Here is a 16,957-nt window from a genome sequence, read left to right as displayed (position 1 = left end):
AAAAGTTTTCAAAATACAGCTATTCTGAAAACTTTTTTAAATGAACTTATATCACTTATATGGTGAAAAAAATCCGAATGATTTAGTTTTCTGGTTTGAAGCAAAGGGGAATGATTTCTCCTTTTGCCAAACAATATTTTTCTACTAATTCCGGTGTAATTTTATTGGTATAATCCTCTTCGATTACAATAAAACCAATGCTTCTTAATTTATCAAAATAATCGCGGCCATAAATACGAACGTGATCATACTGACCAAATATTTTGGCTCTTTCTTTTTGATCTGTAATTGTATCATCAGCAAAAGTCACGGCTCTGGATAAATCCTGTGGAATTTGAAGAACGGCCATTCCGCCTGGTTTTAGCACGCGAAATAATTCCTGCATTGCCTTTGTATCATCCGGAATATGCTCTAAAACATGGTTGCATAAAATAACATCATATTCGTTATCCTTAAATGGTAAATTACAAATATCAGCTTTTACATCCGCCAAAGGCGAGAATAAGTCAGTTGTTGTATAATCAAGATTTTTCTGTTTTCGGAATAATTTATAAAAAGCTTGTTCCGGAGCAAAATGCAGCACTTTTTTTGGCGCCGTAAAAAAATCAGTCTGATCGTTTAAATACAACCAAAGCAAACGGTGTCTCTCTAAAGAAAGTGTACTTGGCGAAAGCACATTATTACGTTGTTTTCCGTATCCGTAAGGTAAAAATGATTTGAAGCTTTTTCCATCAATAGGATCCGTAAATTTATCTCCTTTTAATGAAAATGCCAAAATTGGTCGAGCTACATAACTCAAACGAATTAATAATGGACGGGGTATTGTATTAAGTACTAATTTGAATAATTTTTTCACAGGGTTTTATTCGGGGTTGAATTTTAATTATAGAACTAACGGCACTTTTCTGAATTCGTCTTCTTCTTTGCTTTCGATTCCTAAAGCTTTATAGATGTATTGAAAAGTCGATAATAATTCTGGTTTTCCATCAATTAGCGCCACATCATGTTCGAAATGAGCACTTGGTTTTCCATCAGCAGTTGTTATCGTCCAGCCATCTTTATGTTGTTTGATGTTTTTGGTTCCCATGTTAATCATAGGTTCAATTGCTACAACCATTCCTTCAATAAAAAGTTTTCCGCGTCCACGTTTTCCGTAGTTTGGCATTTCCGGTTCTTCGTGCATTTTTTGCCCTAAACCATGACCTACCAATTCGCGAACTACTCCGTAACCGTGTCCTTCAGTATATTTTTGAATCGCATTTCCAACATCTTCAACACGATTTCCTGCTTTAAATTCCCTGATTCCTACATAAAGAGATTCTTTAGTTACCTGCAAAAGTTTTTTGACCTCAGGGGCAACTTCTCCAATTTCGAAACTATAGGCATGATCACCGTGATATCCGTTTTTAAAAGCGCCACAATCTACAGAGATGACATCACCACTTTTCAAAGGTGTATTATTAGGGATTCCGTGTACAACTTGCGAGTTTGGACTCATACAAAGTGAATTCGGAAAATCATATAATCCCAAAAAGCTTGGTACAGCACCGTGATCACGGATAAATTCCTCAGCTAATTTGTCTAAATATAATGTGGTAACTCCTTCTTTAATTTCAGAAGCAATCATTCCTAATGTTTTAGATACGATCAAGGCACTTTCGCGCATTAATTCGATTTCTTCACGTGATTTTACAATAATCATAATTTCGGATTTTCAGTTCGCAAAAGTACGACTTTTTATTTAAAATTTTTCGCCACGAATTACACGAATTAACACAAATTCGATTGAATTTATACATAGAAATTTATTTTATCTACTCGCTTCGCCCGGTTGATGAATTTTAAGATTTAAACACGAAGATTTTAAATTAAATTCGAGCTAATTCGTGAAATTGCTTCGCCTGTTCGCTACCGCTCGGGTTATGGCAGCCTTTTTTTGATTTTGTAAACTGAATAGACGTTTTGACTTACTATTTGCGAGAAAAAACGTAAATTAGTAATAGTTAAAAATAATAAATTATGGAAACGTCTATAGATCAGGAAAATATACTCAAAAAGAAAGCTTTAAATAAAATGAAGGGAAATGCTTTGTCTCTCTTAGGAGTTGCAGTCCTTCTGTTTATAATTGCCATTTATTTTAAAATTCCAATGCTGCAGGCTTTTAGTGAAGCCGCCATGGTGGGCGGAATAGCCGATTGGTTTGCGGTTGTGGCATTATTTCGACATCCGTTAGGAATTCCAATTTGGCATACAGCAATTATTCCCACGAAAAAAAATGAGATTGGTGAAAACCTCGGGAATTTTGTTTCAGAAGAATTTCTGAATCGCGAAAAATTAGAAATTAAGCTGGAAGAATTCAACTTTGCTACAAAAGCGTCTGATTGGTTGTCGCAGGAGGAAAATGCTGATAAAATTGCCAATCTGGTTGCAGTGAATATTATTCCGGGAATTCTAAAAACAATAAAAGATGAAGATATAAAGCGATTTATTCAGGTCCAGTTTAAAGAAAAGCTCGAAGCAATTAATTTTGGAGATTGGGTTGCATTGGCTTTAGAACCTTTGCAAAAAGGAAATGTAAAAGATGAATTATTGACCAATCTTCTGGACGTGATGAGTACAGAACTAAGTAATAATAAAGATCTGATCAGAAAAAAAGTAAAGGAATCTACTCCGTTTTTGAGTTTTGGATTAGCCGATAAAAGTATTTCAGAAGGTATTTTTAATGGATTACAGGATTTTCTGGATGAAGCTAAAAAACCGGAAAGTGAAATCAGGATAAAAATAGACGAATACGTTTATAATTTTCTGGATAAAGTGAAGAATTCAGAAGAAATGCGAATCAAAATCAACACTATGATTTTGGGGTTTGTTGGTAAAAAAGAAGTTCAGGATTATATTAACGGAATTTGGGATGAAATAAAGTTGTCGATTACAAATGATTTGGATAAAGGTGACGAGTCTTCTATTAAAAATAGTATATCGGGTTTAATTCAGACTTTTGGAAACGGAATCAAGGAAGATTCGGTAATGATCGATAAAATCAATAATTTTATTAAGAATGATTTACTTTCTATTCTTTTAAATAATAAAAAGGTAATTGGGGATTTAATTTCATCGACAGTAAAAAGTTGGGATGGAAAAGAGGTTTCTGAAAAATTAGAACTTGAAATAGGAAAAGATCTTCAATACATTAGAATAAACGGAACTTTGGTTGGAGGTTTAATAGGGATTATAATCTATTGTGTAGAGTGGACATATCATTATTTTGTGTGAAAAAAATTAAACCATATAAGTAATATAAGCTCATTTTAATATAGCTAGTTAAAGCTTATAATAACTTACATTACTTATATGGTTTGAAAACTTTTTAATTTATTTCTACAACAACGAATGACAAGTCATTGCGTTTGGCTGCTGCACTCCCATTAATTCCAGAATAGTAGGAGCGATATCTCCTAAAACTCCGTCCTGAATATTTTTTAATTGTTTATCGACTAAAATAATAGGCACAGGATTAGTTGTGTGTGCCGTATTTGGACTTCCGTCAGGATTAATCATGGTTTCGCAATTTCCGTGATCGGCAATTACAATCGTTGTATAATCATTAGCAAGAGCTGCTTCTATGACTTGTTTTACACAAGCATCAACCGCTTCACAAGCCAGGATTGCTGCACTCATGATTCCGGTATGACCAACCATGTCACCATTAGCAAAATTCAAACACACAAAATCTACTTCGCCTTTGTTCAATTCCGGAACAAGAGCTGCTGTAAGTTCAAAAGCGCTCATTTCAGGTTGTAAATCGTAAGTTGCTACTTTAGGAGAATTTCTTAAAATACGCGACTCGCCTTCAAAAGGAGTTTCTCTACCACCGGAGAAGAAAAACGTCACGTGCGGATACTTCTCTGTTTCTGCAATACGAATTTGTTTTTTGCCGGCTTTTTCAAGAACCTCACCAAGAGTTTCAGTGATATTGTCTTTATTGTAAACAACTTTTACATTTTGGTATGTTTCGTCGTAGTTTGTAAGTGTTACATAATACAAGTTTAACTTGTGCATGTTTTGCTCATGAAAATCTTGTTGAGATAGTGCTTCTGTAAGTTCACGACCTCTGTCAGTTCTAAAATTGAAGAAAATAACCACATCACCTTCCACAATTGTTGCCAATGGTTTTTCGTTTTCATCAACCATTACAATTGGCTCAATAAATTCATCAGTAATATGATGTGCATAACTATCAAGAATACTTGCAACTGCATTTTTAGATGGAGTTCCAACTGCGTTTACAACTAAGTCATATGCTAATTTTACACGTTCCCAACGTTTGTCACGGTCCATCGCATAATAACGACCAATGATTGACGCGATTTTTACTGGAGTATCTTTAATATGATCTTCTAAATCGTGAATGTATTTTGCTCCGGATTTAGGGTCAACATCACGACCGTCTGTAAAAGCGTGAATAAAGACATTTTCTAAGCCATATTCCTGAGAAGCATCGATTAATCCGCGTAAGTGAGAAGTATGAGAGTGAACGCCACCATCAGAAACTAATCCTAAAAAGTGAACTTTTTTATTGTTTTCTTTAGCGTAAGTAAATGCATCAACAAGAACTTGTTCTTTGGCAAGTGTCTGGTGTGCTACGGCCAGGTTTATTTTGGCTAAATCCTGATATACAATTCTACCGGCACCAAGGTTCATGTGACCAACTTCGCTGTTTCCCATTTGGCCTTCTGGTAAACCAACGTTTAATCCGTCAGTTCTAAGTTGAGCACTTGGGTAATTTTTGTAAAGACTGTTTATAAAAGGAACATTTGCATTGTCTATTGCAGATACTTTAGGGTCAGGAGATTTTCCCCAACCGTCTAAAATCATAAGTATTACTTTTTTGTTCATCATTTTTGTTTTTTACAAAGATAAACCATTTATAAAATGTGCACGAAAGCAATTGTTACAATTATGTTTAATAAAATGAAGGGTATTAAAAAATATTAATCTTGTTGAAGAATTCTATATTTTTTAAAATTAATTCACACTAAGCTCTTTTTCTAACTTTATTTTTGACGGCATTGTAGTCAATAAAATATTTTACGCTTATAGAAAAGATATGTTTTAAGGCTTCGTTATTAAGTAAAGCAGATACGTTATGTTTGAAATCCTTATCAATAACACGTTCAAAATTCGATGCATTGTTTCGGTATAATATTGAGAGTTGGCTTCCCGGAGCAAACCACCATGAATAAGACAAGTCTGTATTCCAGGAATAAAAACTTGAATTTTTGTTTTCTGTATATTCCGGATAAGGAGTTAAAGTTCCGTCAGGCTGAAGTTCAAGATTTTCTTTGTTTTCTGCATACGACCAATATTGCCTAACAGCTAGATTTAGGGTCATTGCACTGTTTAAAGCATATTTTCCGCTTAATGTGTTGGAGTATGTAATTACATTTCGATTGGCAAAAATGATGGTCTCAGGAGTGCTTTCGTTGTTATCATCATCAATACTGTCAATATAACCTTTGTTATTGTTTTTTCTGTTAAAGCTAAAAGTATAAGTTAGTAAAAGTTTATCATTGAAGCGGTATCTTGGTCCAATATCTGCTCCATAAGCCATTCTTCCTGCTTCATTAGTAAAAATAATAGAAGGATTTAAATCTAAAGCGAACTTTTTATTGTAATTAGTAGAAATACTTCCCCAGGTTTCTATTTTTCGCGGAATAATAACGTAGCGATTTTCAGCTCTTGGCTCATAATAATCATTAGATTCTAAAGGGTAAAAGACCACTCCTAATCCGTAATAATTGTTTTTTATAGTGGTAATATTGACTTCTGAACTGATTTTGTTTTCCTGAACTTTTCCGGAATCTTTATTTAGTTCAAGATACATATCATAGTCAATTTTAAAGCTATTAAAAAGTTTGGTTGGATTTAGGATCCTATAATTTCCGTTTCCGTAAAAGTTATAGTAATTGGTATAGAAATTAATACCCAAATCGTTTGGATCAAAATCTTTAGACACAAAATCAGATCCCAGACTATAACGATAATTTCCGCTGGTTTCTGCAAAACTTAATGTGCTGAAAACGCCATTTTTATCTTCTGTATCATTAATGAGGCTGTATTTTACATTTCCGGACAAATTATAAGTATTGGCTTTGGTATTTAGATCCCAGGCAAGTCCGGTTACATTTGCATCTCTAAAATTACCATTTCTGGTAACGTTTGTATTGATAAGCGTCACTGAAGAATTTTTACGAAAACGCTGATCTAAAACCAATACATTGTAATTGGTCAGCGGTTCAACAACTTCACGTCTTGTTTCACCTGATATGGTATCTTTTATAGTTGTGAAAGTTTTCTCTGTAATGGCATTTAAGATTCCAACGCCCAAACCTTTTTTAGTTCTTCCGGAAATTTTTAAAGCATTAATAAGATTAACATTTTGTACTTCTTCAATAATCTCTTCATGTTCATTTAGAGTAGGTTCTGTAGAAGGTCTTCCGCCAATTCTTCTTGAATAAAACATATTTCCTTTGTTGAACAAGTCAGTTCCTTCAGTAAAAAAAGCCCTGTTTTCATTGAATTGCTGCTCAAAAGGACCTAAATTCAAAATTTGATCATCATATTTTGTTTGGCCAAAATCAGGAATCAAAATTGCATCAAGCGTAAAAGCATCGTTGATTCCGTATTTAATATCCATTCCTCCTTTTATTGTCGCATATGTTTTTTGATGATCAGCTGCATTTAGATAATAAGAAGCATAAGGCATCAAAAATAATCGGGTAGGAGGTTTGATGTTTTGTATTCCTTCTAAAAGACCATTTTGTTGTGTAAATGTTCCTAATTTGGTATCAATTAAATTCCAGGTATATTTTTTTCGTTCCCGTTTTATTTCTCTGAAAAAATTGATTCCCCAGATTTGTTTGTCTTCTTCAGAGAATCGCAAAGCGGCATATGGAATTTTTATTTCTACAATCCAGCCGTTATCTGTCATTGCGGCTTTGCTGATCCAGACCGCATCCCATGAATAATCTTCCCCGTTGACATCAGTCATAATGCAATCGCCTTGTACATCTGCTGCTGAGACAAAGAATTCGAAACTTTGCTGGCCGTCATTAAAACCATTGATGAAAACCCCAAAAATATCAGCAGTACCAAAATTGTCCCGTTGTGAAATTTCCTTTAGAATTTTGTTTGGCTCATTGTCATACATCATAACCCCAACATATATTGCGTCATTGTTGTATAAAACTTTTACTTCGGTTTTTTGGTTTTCCGGAATTGGTTTTCCGTTATCAGGTTGATACATGACAAAATCTGATGCTATTGGAGCATTTTGCCACGCGGGTTCATTTAGTTTTCCGTCAATAGAAATACTTTCTGTAATGAGTTGAGCTTCTAAAGATTTTTTTTGACTATAACCCAAAAAAGAGAATAAAAGAAAAGTAAAAAAGGCTATTTTTTTCATGAAATTTCAAAAAGTTACAATAAAATAGACAGTTCTTAGTTTTATTTGTTACAGAATAAGTTTCAAAATTACCATTTAATTTTATTTTTATTAAGAAAATTGACTGAAACGTTAGGATTTTTAGCAGAAGAAAAAATCTTACAGAAAGGTTGTTTTTACGTTAATAATGTTAAAATTTCAACAAAAACAGCCTGATTTTCAGGCTTATATTTTGTCAGCCTATAAAATTTTATACTTTTGCCATACCCAAATTTTTTATTAACCTAAAGAAATTCAATGATTTACAAGATTTATCCACTTTTGGTGTTTTTGCTATTATCTTTTGGTAAAGATTCAAATAACACCCCCGAAATTAAAAAGGCAGCGACAAAAACTATCGCGAAAGTTGAGAATTTTACTGTCGAAGCTAAAATTGAAAGTATTTATCATACATTAAATTCTAACAATTTTAATTTGCCTGAGCTTAGAACTTTTTCTGAAGCCTTAAAAGGGTTTTACTTATTGAAAGAAAAAGGTGTGATCCAAAAAGACATTTTAACGGTGATCGACTTTAGTTTATCATCAAACACAAAACGTCTTTGGGTAATTGATTTATCAACAAATACTATTTTATTTAACTCTTTAGTAGCTCACGGAAGAAACACGGGAGAAGAATTTGCATCTACTTTTTCGAATTCAAATTCATCTTATAAAAGTAGTTTAGGCTTTTATGCAACAGGAGAAATTTACCAGGGAAAACATGGAGCTTCTCTACGTTTAGACGGTTTAGAAAATGGAATTAACAGCAATGCCCGTCAAAGAGGAGTTGTAATGCATGGCGCTGATTATGTTTCTGAATCTTTTATCAGAGATCATAAAAGACTAGGCAGAAGTCAGGGTTGTCCTGCGCTTCCTATTGAATTGACGGATGAAATAATTGAACTAATAAAAAACAAATCGTGTTTGTATATCTACCATCCGTCAAGAAGTTTTGCGATGGAGCAGAGGCTAATTTCTTAATTTAGCATACAAATCCGAATCGAGATTATAAATATCAGCTCTGAAAACGAGCTGATTTTTTTTGCTCCATGCTGTCCAGTACCATTGATACAAAGCATACTTTTTTGTGATTTTAATGCTGGTTGTTTTCTTAGAAGCAATTATGGTATCGATCCTGTCTTTTGGCCAGTTTTCAGAATCATCTAAAATATGTTGTGCTAGTTCTAAAGGATTCTCAACACGAACACACCCTGAACTTAAAGAACGGTTGCTTCTTCCAAAATTATTACGATGATTTGTGTCATGTAAATAAACACTATGATGATTTGGAAACAGGATTTTCATTAATCCCAAGGCATTATTATACCCCGGACTTTGTACATATCTGTAATTTCCAGGCTTATTTTCGTTCCAGTTATTAGGCTCAACTACGTTTCCTGCAGTATCATAAATAGTAATATTTTTATTGGCTAAGTAATTGCGATTTCTTTTCATTGCCGGTACCACATCTTCTTTCAGGATTGTTGGCGGTACAGTCCATGTGGGATTCAGGACAACAGTTTTTAACATCGATGTTATAATTGGAGTCTTTCTTTTGCTGGTTCCTACAACAACATTTCTTACTAAGGTCGTGTCTTGGCTTTCTACTACATTAAGGCTGTAATCAGGTATATTAATAATGAAATAGTTTTCGGCAAGATCGTTATTGTACCATCTCCAGCGTTCTAAATTGGCAATAATTTGCTGTTTTCTTCTTTCTTTAGAAAAGTTAAGTGCGCTAATAGTTCCAACTCCAATAACGCCATCAGAAGCTAAACCATGCCTTTCCTGAAATTTCTTTACAGACTCAAAAGTTTTTTGATCATAAATCTTTGTCAGACTATCTTTTTTAGGCATGTCCTGCCAATAGATAAGTCTTTTCTTTATATTTATTAATGCTGTATTAGTATCATTTAAAGTGATTTTGGCAGCAGATTCAATTGTTTTTATATCATCCTCCGGGAAAGTATTAATAATCTTAAGAGCTTTTAATAATTGTTTGTAAGTGTAAGCTTTTGACTGAATGTTGTCAACAACACTATCTAATTTGTTTTTATTAAAAGCCTTGATCAGGATGTTATTTACGTCAAAAGTTTTCTCGTCCAAATCCCAATTGTTATATAATGTTTTAGGATTTAATTTCCCTTTATAAAGATGATTCAGGTATTTTTCGAAATTATAGGTAATTAAAATATCATAAGTAGCCAGATCAGTATCACTTAGAGAACTGATCTTGTCTTCGAATTTTTTAAGTTTTGATGCTTTATAATCCTCAGGATTCAAGCCCAATTCTTCTGCATTCGAAAGTTGGGATAAAACGTACGTTCTTTTTTTTAGATTTCCCCAAACCGTTTTATTTTCTGATGAGTTATAAAATTGTTTAAGGGTTTCGCTTTTAAAAGTACTTATAAGAGCAGTGTCAATTTCTACTTTTCTTTCGTCAGTAAGTATGATTGCGGGAGCGGTTTTTTTAATAAGAGCGGGAACAGGTTTAGGTGTATCTTTTTTACAGCCAATAAAAATGCATATTACTAATAAAAAGTAAAGTTTCTTCATTCTAAAATTTTTAGACATTAAATAATTTTCACCAACGACTTTAATTTAAAATGACTCACCTTGGGGGTTGGTGTTCATTTTTTAAAAGTCTATGGCGGCGTTCTGGCATTAAACCAAATCGATCAACTTTGTTTGTATTGCAGTAGGTTTCGCAATGTTTAAACTAAAGTTTGTTCAAATATTTTGTGCGATGCAGTTCTAAAAACTGTCATCTCAAAAAATTGAACTTGATTTTGCTTCGCAAATATAGTATTGATTTTTTTGAATAACGAAATAATTCCTATTAATTCTTTATTGTCAACAGACCAAAATGATGTATTGTTTCTAATCTTACCATTGAAAGAGCTATTAACCTGAAGTTTTTTTTCTTTTCTTAAAACGGGCTGTTTGGCGAGATAAGTTTCTTTTGACAGTATTTACTTAGTTATATTCGTGATTTTTGAAAAATAATTGATCTTATAACTTTTTAATTTTAAATGCGTTATAGTTTATTGTTGATTTTAATTGATTTTTTTTGCGAAAAAGCTTGTTTTGAACTTAACTTATTTTTTATATTTGCACCACGGTAATGCGAAAGTAGCTCAGTTGGTAGAGCTCCAGCCTTCCAAGCTGGTTGTCGCGAGTTCGAGCCTCGTCTTTCGCTCTAAGAAACCGAAACTTAATTGTTTCGGTTTTTTAATCAAAATTAAATAATTATTGATTTTTATTTTTTTAAACCATTTAATTATTTATATTTGCACCCTGTTAATGCGAAAGTAGCTCAGTTGGTAGAGCTCCAGCCTTCCAAGCTGGTTGTCGCGAGTTCGAGCCTCGTCTTTCGCTCTTCAAAATCCTCAAACAAATTGTTTGGGGATTTTTTGTTTTTAAGCCATATAGGTTATAAAAGTTTTTGTCTAAAATGGAATTTCTAATTTTGGAACTTCCATTTTTTTAAATGAACTTATATAACTTATATGGTAAAAAAAATTAGTTTAGTGCGCTCAAATCGCTTTCTGTTTCTAATTCCTGAGGATTTTCATTTTGTAGAAACAAACGAGCTTTTAAATTTCCTTTCAAAGTGATTTTTTCTCCTTTTACTTCAAGCCAGCTTCCTTCTCTTAATCCTAAAACAGGAATAGCATTAAAGGCATGAAATTCCTTAATTCTGGTTTCTCGTGTTTCTCCCATATGTTTAGATTGTGTGTCAGGATCTAAATAATGAGGATTTAAATTAAAAGGAATTAATCCTAAAGTCTGAAAACTTGGCGGGTAAATAATAGGCATGTCGTTTGTGGTTTGCATAGATAAGCCACAAATGTTGCTTCCTGCGCTCGTTCCTAAATATGGAGTTCCATTTTTTACTGTTTCTGCAAGAATTTGCATGATATTATGTTTGTATAATTGGGTAACCAATAAAAAAGTGTTTCCGCCTCCGGTAAATATTCCTTCAGCATTTTTTATGGCATTTTCGGCATTTTCAAATTCATGAATTCCTTTTACGGAAATGTTTATTGATGCAAATGCCTGTGCAACTTTTCTGGTGTAGTCGTCGTGTGAAATACCGCTTGGTCTCGCAAACGGAATAAATAAAATATTTTTGCAATTTTTAAAATGCAATTGCAAAGTAGGTAATAAATATTCTAAATAGCTGCCTTCGTGTAGGGTAGAGGTGCTGGCAATAATAATACTTTTCATAAAAAATAACTCAGATTTGTTTAGGTTAAAGATATTAAAAACTCTTTTTTTGCAATGGACAAATGAGTTTTAATTAACATATTTTTACCAAGTCCTTAATACTAAATTTGGAGTGCATTAAGATATTTTTACACTTTTAGGAATAAATTTAATCTTTTGCTACTTTGACTACTAAAATTTTATGTTTTTTAATTGTTGTTTTGAGTCAAAATGGCTGGTCTCAAAATCAGGACGGTACTATTGTCAATGGACGAATTGTTTCTGGTGCTTCTGATTTAGAAGGGGTTTATGTTGTGAATGCCCAAACCGAAGTTATGACAACAACAGATGCTTCCGGTACATTTTCTATTCCTGCAAAACCGGGAGAGATGCTTGTTTTTTCGTCGATACAATTCAAAGAAAACAGGGTTTTGCTAACCCCTGAGAATTTTTCAGATATCAACTTTACTGTAAAACTTAATATGGTCATGCATCAGCTGCAGGAAGTTGTGGTTAGAAATTATAGCGGAATCAATGCTGTTTCTTTGGGGATTATCCCTGGTGATCAAAAATCATATACAGAGGCAGAGAGAAAATTGCATACTGCTACGGCGTTAAACGCAACTGCGACTGCGGGTACAATGGCCGGAGGTTCGATTTCTGCAGATCCTTTATTGAATTTTTTCTCAGGTCGTACGGCAATGCTTAAAAAAGAAGTTGCTGTCGAGAAAAAAGAGTTTTTTATGAAACTTTTAGAGCGTATGTTTACGCTGGATCATTTTGTTGACCGATTAAAAATTCCGGCAGAATATGTAAAAGGATTTGAATATTATGCAGTCGAAAATGATAAATTCACAGTGATTTTGAATTCTAAAAATAAAACATCTACAGAGTTTTTATTGGGAGAATTGGCTGTAAAATATAAAGAGATAATAGCAAGTGAGAATAAATAACATTTTACATATTGTATTTTTTTTATTGGTTGTTCAGTTTGGTTTTGGGCAAAAAACGGCTTACAAAGAAATTTCAGGACAAATATTTGAGGAATCATCAAATGTTGAAGGAGTAAATATTATCAATAATACTACTCAGGTCACCGCTGTTTCAGATGCAGGCGGGATGTTTTCTATTGTTGTAAAAGAAGGAGATGTTTTAGTTTTTTCAGCCGTTAATCTGGATCCGGTTAAGCGACGCATTACAGCCGAAGACTTAACTGTAAGTTCTATTGTGATCAAAATGACTCCTAAAGAAGTAGAATTGAAGGAAGTGATTGTAAATGAAAATGCGAATGTTACAGCTGAAAATTTAGGAATTATTCCATACGGTCAAAAAAAATACACACCAGCCGAAAGAAAAGTATATACGGCAACTTCCACTTCTGTGGATAAGCTACTTAATAAAATTTCCGGACGAACCGCAATGCTTAAAAAAGAGGTAAATGTCGAGAAAAAAGAGATGCTTTTTAGAAAAATAGAATACCTTTTTGATGAGAATTATTATACAGAAAGATTGAAAATTCCTGCCGAAGATATCAAAGGATTTCAATTATATTGTGTAGATGATGCCGAATTTGCTGTATCTTTGAATACTAAGAACAAAACAATGAGTATGTTTTTAATAACAGATTTAGCACGGAAATATTTAACAATTCTCGAAAATGAAAAATAAACTAGGAATACTCGTTGTATGCTTAATTTGCCAGGTTGTACTTGGGCAAAATTCAAGGAAGCCGTTACATGGTCAGGCAGTTAATAATACTTTAGCGATCGAAAGCGGTTATGTAATGAATATTAATGCCAATGTGAGGACCTTTATTGGTACAAACGGACTATTTGATATTATGGCAAGACCTAAAGATACTTTGTTATTTACAGGATTAGCGTTTCAATCCAAGAAAATTATTTTAACAGAGAAAGATTGCGCAGAAGTTCTTTTTTCAGTACCTCTTAATTTGGTAAGCAATGAACTTAAAGAGGTTCTGGTTCATAAAGATCTTAAAGTGAAATCGCTTAGTGGCGGATCCCAAAAAATTGTGGACATGCAGTTTGAAGATGATAAACAATCTACAGCCAAAAATACTGTAATGTATTCTGATCAGACTGTTAAATACGGAACTGATTTTGTCAGAATTTTTAAAGATGTTAAAAAGCTTCTTTCTAAAAATGATGAGGTAAAAGAAGAAGTTATATCAGATATGGCTTTTATAGAATATTCCAGAGCAAACTTTCAACCTGATTTTTTTACAAAAACATTAGGTCTGAAAGATGATGAAATCGAATTGTTTTTGATGTATTGTTCTAATGATCCTGAATCAAAAAGACATCTTGATCCTGATCAAAAATTTGAATTAATGGATTTTCTGATTACTAAAAATAAGGAATTCAAAAAAGTGAATGTTTCTGCAAAATGAAAAATAGAGTAATCTATCCTTTAATCGGGATATTGTTTCTGTCGCTTTCTTCTTTTTCATTCCATAAATTTTATATGGGGATTTTTCAGGTCAATTATGCATCTGAGAAAAAAATGATTCAGATAACTTCCCGAATTTTTATCGATGATTTGAATAACGGGATGGAAAAAAAGTACCATCAAAAAACTTACGTTGGTACTGATAAGGAAACACAGGCTGATATTGATTTATTGAAAAAATATCTGTCTGAAAATTTCACTATAAAAATAAACGGCCAGTCAAAAAACATTACTTTTTTATCTAAAGAAGTAGAAGCAGGTGATGTTTTAGTTTGTTATTCCCGAATAAAAGACATCGATAAATTTAAAACAATTGAAATCTCCAATACTATTTTAGTTGATTGGAATGCTGAACAGCAAAACATTACACATATTTCAGCATTTGGTGTCAAAAAGAGTGTTCTTTTTACAGAATCTTCAAGGAAAGAAGTGTTAAAGTATTAAAGAATATATAAGATTGTTGTTTTAATTATTATTTTCACAGCCTGACAAAATTACTATTAAAAATTTATGAAAAAACTTTCATTATTATTGATTTTTCCTGCAATCTTAATCGCTCAGGAGAAAACAGTTGCCCCAAAACAACAAGGGAAGTACGATACGAACAAATTTAGCCAAATGTATGATTTGCTGGCAACACCTAATATGTTTCGTACAGCATCTGGAGCTCCGGGACCAGCATATTATCAACAACAGGCAGATTATAAAATTGATATTGAATTAGATGATAAAAATTCAAAAATAAATGGTTCTGAAGTTATTACGTATTCAAATAATTCGCCGGACAGTTTAGAATATTTATGGATTCAGTTAGACCAAAATCAGGCCAAAGCAAAAACGCAGACATCACTGGCAGAAAGTGAAAAAATCAATCAGGTTTTACCTCTTGATGGTTTCTCAAGTAAATATCTAAAGAAGGATCTTGAGCGTGGTTTTAATATTGAACAAGTAAAAGACGCAAAAGGAAATTCAATGTCATATACCATCAACGAAACCATGATGCGTATCAATTTGGTAACTCCGTTAAAACCGGGTGAAAAAATTTCATTGGCTATAAAATGGTGGTATAATGTTAATAATTATAGAAAAGAAGGCGGACGTTCAGGTTATGAATTGTTCGAGAAAGACGGAAATAAATTATATGTAATCGCTCAGTTTTATCCAAGAATGGCTGTGTATAATGATGTCGAAGGCTGGCAGAATATGCAGTTCTGGGGAAGTGGAGAATTTGCATTGCCTTTTGGTAATTTTGATGTAAATATTACCGTTCCTGCAGATCACGTAATTGATGCTACAGGAGAATTAACAAACAGAAGTGAAGTTTTTACACCAGAACAGGTAAAACGTTACGAACAAGCTCAAAAATCTTTTGATAAGCCTGTTGTAATTGTAACGCAAGCCGAGGCTGAAGCTGCTGAAAAAGGTTTCTCTGAAAAGAAAAAAACATGGAAATTCAGTGCGAAGAATGTACGTGATTTCGGAATTGCTTCTTCAAGAAAATTCATTTATGATGCAATGGCCGTAAAAATTGGCAATAGAGTAGTTATGGCTGAATCTGTTTATCCAAAAGAAGCAAATCCGCTTTGGGGAGAAACGTCTACAATGGTTGTCGCTCATACCTTAAAAAGCTATTCCTCTCATACTTTCGACTATCCTTATCCAAAAGCAGTATCAGTTTCTGCAGAAGATCAAGGGATGGAATATCCTATGATTTGCTGGAATTTTGGTCGCCCGGATGAAAATGGAGTTACCAGTAAAGAAGTTAAAAACGGAATGATTGGTGTTGTAATTCATGAAGTAGGGCACACTTTTTTCCCAATGATTGTAAACTCAGATGAGCGTCAATGGACTTGGATGGATGAAGGTCTAAACTCATTTTTAGAATATTTGGCAGAACAGGAATTAGATCCAAACTTTCCTTCAAGACGTGGTCCTGCAAAAAATATTGTTCCTTACATGAGTGGGGATCAAAAGTTTTTAGAGCCTATTATGTCCAATTCTGAAACGATTCACCAATTTGGAAATAATGCTTACGGAAAACCTGCTACAGGACTTAATATTTTGAGAGAAGTAGTAATGGGAAGAGAATTGTTTGATTATGCGTTTAAAACATACGCAAACAGATGGAAATTTAAACATCCAACGCCTGAAGATTTTTTTAGAACTATGGAAGATGCTTCTGCTGTAGATTTAGACTGGTTTTTTAGAGGATGGTTTTATTCGACAGATTTTGTAGATATCGGAATCAAAGACGTGAAACAATATTATGTCTCTGAAACTCCAACAGCAGATATTAAAGATGTAAAAGTGAAAAAAGGACGTTTTGGATTCGAGAAAGGACCATTCGTTTATTTAGTTGCCGGAGATAATGTTGAAGTAAGTTCAGCAAATAAAAAAGCTTTAAAAGTTGAAGATGTAAAACCTTTGGCGGATTACATAAGCCAGACTTTTACAGCGGAGGAAAAAGCAGAATTAAATGCGCCTAAATACTTCTATGAAGTAGAGTTTAATAAGCCAGGCGGAATGATAATGCCAATTCTTGTTGAAATTACCTATGAAGACGGAACAAAAGATAATTATCAATATCCGGCTCAAATATGGAGAAAAAACAATGATACAGCCAGAAAAGTATATGCTACTTCAAAAGCAATCAAAAGTATTCAGATAGATCCAAAATTAATGACAGCTGATATTGATGTAACCAATAATTCATGGCCAAAAGTTGAACAAAAATCAAAATTTGACTAAAAACAAATGCAAAAGACTCTGAAAAGAGTCTTTTTTTTTAAGTAAATT

13 protein-coding genes and 2 tRNA genes are annotated in these 16,957 nt (G+C 33.1%); 9 read left to right on the top strand and 6 right to left on the bottom strand.

Annotated features, from left to right (window positions below):
• Positions 1-82 precede the first annotated feature (82 nt).
• Entirely contained in the window at positions 83-856 is a 774-nt protein-coding gene (locus tag RC62_RS09940) for a class I SAM-dependent methyltransferase (protein ID WP_055095033.1), read from the bottom strand.
• A gap of 27 nt (positions 857-883) precedes the next feature.
• Complete coding sequence (gene map, locus RC62_RS09935; protein ID WP_055095031.1) at positions 884-1,702, bottom strand: type I methionyl aminopeptidase; 819 nt, start codon at positions 1,700-1,702, stop codon at positions 884-886.
• Between the two features lie 317 nt (positions 1,703-2,019).
• Between map and RC62_RS09930 the strand changes: the two genes are divergently transcribed.
• A complete protein-coding gene (locus RC62_RS09930; protein ID WP_055095029.1) occupies positions 2,020-3,273 on the top strand; it encodes a DUF445 domain-containing protein in 1,254 nt (417 codons plus the stop codon).
• Positions 3,274-3,378: 105 nt separating this feature from the next.
• Here the strand turns inward: RC62_RS09930 and gpmI are convergent, their stop codons facing one another.
• Both gpmI and RC62_RS09920 read right to left on the bottom strand, forming a co-directional pair.
• Positions 3,379-4,896 (bottom strand): 2,3-bisphosphoglycerate-independent phosphoglycerate mutase, encoded by a 1,518-nt coding sequence (gene gpmI, locus RC62_RS09925; protein ID WP_055095027.1) that lies wholly within the window; start codon positions 4,894-4,896, stop codon positions 3,379-3,381.
• A gap of 139 nt (positions 4,897-5,035) precedes the next feature.
• Positions 5,036-7,465, bottom strand: a complete 2,430-nt coding sequence (locus tag RC62_RS09920) for a DUF5916 domain-containing protein (RefSeq protein WP_055095025.1) — start codon at positions 7,463-7,465, stop codon at positions 5,036-5,038.
• 276 nt (positions 7,466-7,741) lie between these two features.
• Here RC62_RS09920 and RC62_RS09915 point away from each other — a divergent pair, with 276 nt between their 5' ends.
• Complete coding sequence (locus RC62_RS09915; RefSeq protein ID WP_055095023.1) at positions 7,742-8,464, top strand: murein L,D-transpeptidase catalytic domain family protein; 723 nt, start codon at positions 7,742-7,744, stop codon at positions 8,462-8,464.
• Here RC62_RS09915 and RC62_RS09910 read toward each other — a convergent pair.
• Positions 8,453-10,039, bottom strand: coding sequence for a murein L,D-transpeptidase (locus RC62_RS09910; RefSeq protein ID WP_055095170.1), 1,587 nt, complete (start codon positions 10,037-10,039; stop codon positions 8,453-8,455). The genes RC62_RS09915 and RC62_RS09910 overlap by 12 nt on opposite strands.
• 570 nt (positions 10,040-10,609) lie before the next feature.
• Here RC62_RS09910 and RC62_RS09905 point away from each other — a divergent pair.
• Both RC62_RS09905 and RC62_RS09900 read left to right on the top strand, forming a co-directional pair.
• Positions 10,610-10,682, top strand: a tRNA-Gly gene (locus tag RC62_RS09905).
• 106 nt (positions 10,683-10,788) lie between these two features.
• Positions 10,789-10,861: transfer RNA gene (locus RC62_RS09900), tRNA-Gly, on the top strand.
• A 144-nt stretch (positions 10,862-11,005) separates the two neighbouring features.
• Here RC62_RS09900 and pepE read toward each other — a convergent pair.
• Positions 11,006-11,713, bottom strand: a complete 708-nt coding sequence (pepE, locus tag RC62_RS09895; protein WP_055095021.1) for a dipeptidase PepE — start codon at positions 11,711-11,713, stop codon at positions 11,006-11,008.
• A gap of 164 nt (positions 11,714-11,877) precedes the next feature.
• On the opposite strand from pepE, the gene RC62_RS09890 reads away from it, so the two are divergent.
• The 5 genes from RC62_RS09890 (at position 11,878) to RC62_RS09870 (ending at position 16,909) form a co-directional block, all read left to right on the top strand.
• A complete protein-coding gene (locus tag RC62_RS09890; RefSeq protein WP_055095019.1) occupies positions 11,878-12,645 on the top strand; it encodes a carboxypeptidase-like regulatory domain-containing protein in 768 nt (255 codons plus the stop codon).
• Positions 12,632-13,360, top strand: coding sequence for a carboxypeptidase-like regulatory domain-containing protein (locus RC62_RS09885; protein ID WP_055095017.1), 729 nt, complete (start codon positions 12,632-12,634; stop codon positions 13,358-13,360). The genes RC62_RS09890 and RC62_RS09885 overlap by 14 nt, the downstream gene beginning before the upstream one ends.
• Entirely contained in the window at positions 13,350-14,102 is a 753-nt protein-coding gene (locus RC62_RS09880) for a hypothetical protein (RefSeq protein ID WP_055095015.1), read from the top strand. The genes RC62_RS09885 and RC62_RS09880 overlap by 11 nt, the downstream gene beginning before the upstream one ends.
• The gene (locus RC62_RS09875; RefSeq protein ID WP_055095012.1) at positions 14,099-14,605 is read left to right on the top strand and encodes a DUF6702 family protein; all 507 of its coding nucleotides are present in this window, start codon (positions 14,099-14,101) and stop codon (positions 14,603-14,605) included. The genes RC62_RS09880 and RC62_RS09875 overlap by 4 nt, the downstream gene beginning before the upstream one ends.
• Before the next feature lie 66 nt (positions 14,606-14,671).
• Entirely contained in the window at positions 14,672-16,909 is a 2,238-nt protein-coding gene (locus RC62_RS09870; RefSeq protein ID WP_055095010.1) for a M1 family metallopeptidase, read from the top strand.
• Positions 16,910-16,957: the final 48 nt, after the last annotated feature.

The organism is Flavobacterium aquidurense (assembly GCF_001404985.1).
Classification (GTDB): Bacteria; Bacteroidota; Bacteroidia; order Flavobacteriales; family Flavobacteriaceae; genus Flavobacterium; species Flavobacterium aquidurense_B.
Note: the sequence above shows the minus strand (reverse complement) of the source record. Positions and strands in the feature narration are given on the sequence as shown.

Bases quoted from the DNA above. Each gene is read 5' to 3' on its own strand.
- map (WP_055095031.1), bottom strand. From the start codon at position 1,702: ATGATTATTGTAAAATCACGTGAAGAAATCGAATTAATGCGCGAAAGT.
- RC62_RS09930 (WP_055095029.1), top strand. From the start codon at position 2,020: ATGGAAACGTCTATAGATCAGGAAAATATACTCAAAAAGAAAGCTTTA.
- gpmI (WP_055095027.1), bottom strand. From the start codon at position 4,896: ATGAACAAAAAAGTAATACTTATGATTTTAGACGGTTGGGGAAAATCT.
- RC62_RS09920 (WP_055095025.1), bottom strand. From the start codon at position 7,465: ATGAAAAAAATAGCCTTTTTTACTTTTCTTTTATTCTCTTTTTTGGGT.
- RC62_RS09915 (WP_055095023.1), top strand. From the start codon at position 7,742: ATGATTTACAAGATTTATCCACTTTTGGTGTTTTTGCTATTATCTTTT.
- RC62_RS09910 (WP_055095170.1), bottom strand. From the start codon at position 10,039: ATGAAGAAACTTTACTTTTTATTAGTAATATGCATTTTTATTGGCTGT.
- pepE (WP_055095021.1), bottom strand. From the start codon at position 11,713: ATGAAAAGTATTATTATTGCCAGCACCTCTACCCTACACGAAGGCAGC.
- RC62_RS09880 (WP_055095015.1), top strand. From the start codon at position 13,350: ATGAAAAATAAACTAGGAATACTCGTTGTATGCTTAATTTGCCAGGTT.
- RC62_RS09875 (WP_055095012.1), top strand. From the start codon at position 14,099: ATGAAAAATAGAGTAATCTATCCTTTAATCGGGATATTGTTTCTGTCG.
- RC62_RS09870 (WP_055095010.1), top strand. From the start codon at position 14,672: ATGAAAAAACTTTCATTATTATTGATTTTTCCTGCAATCTTAATCGCT.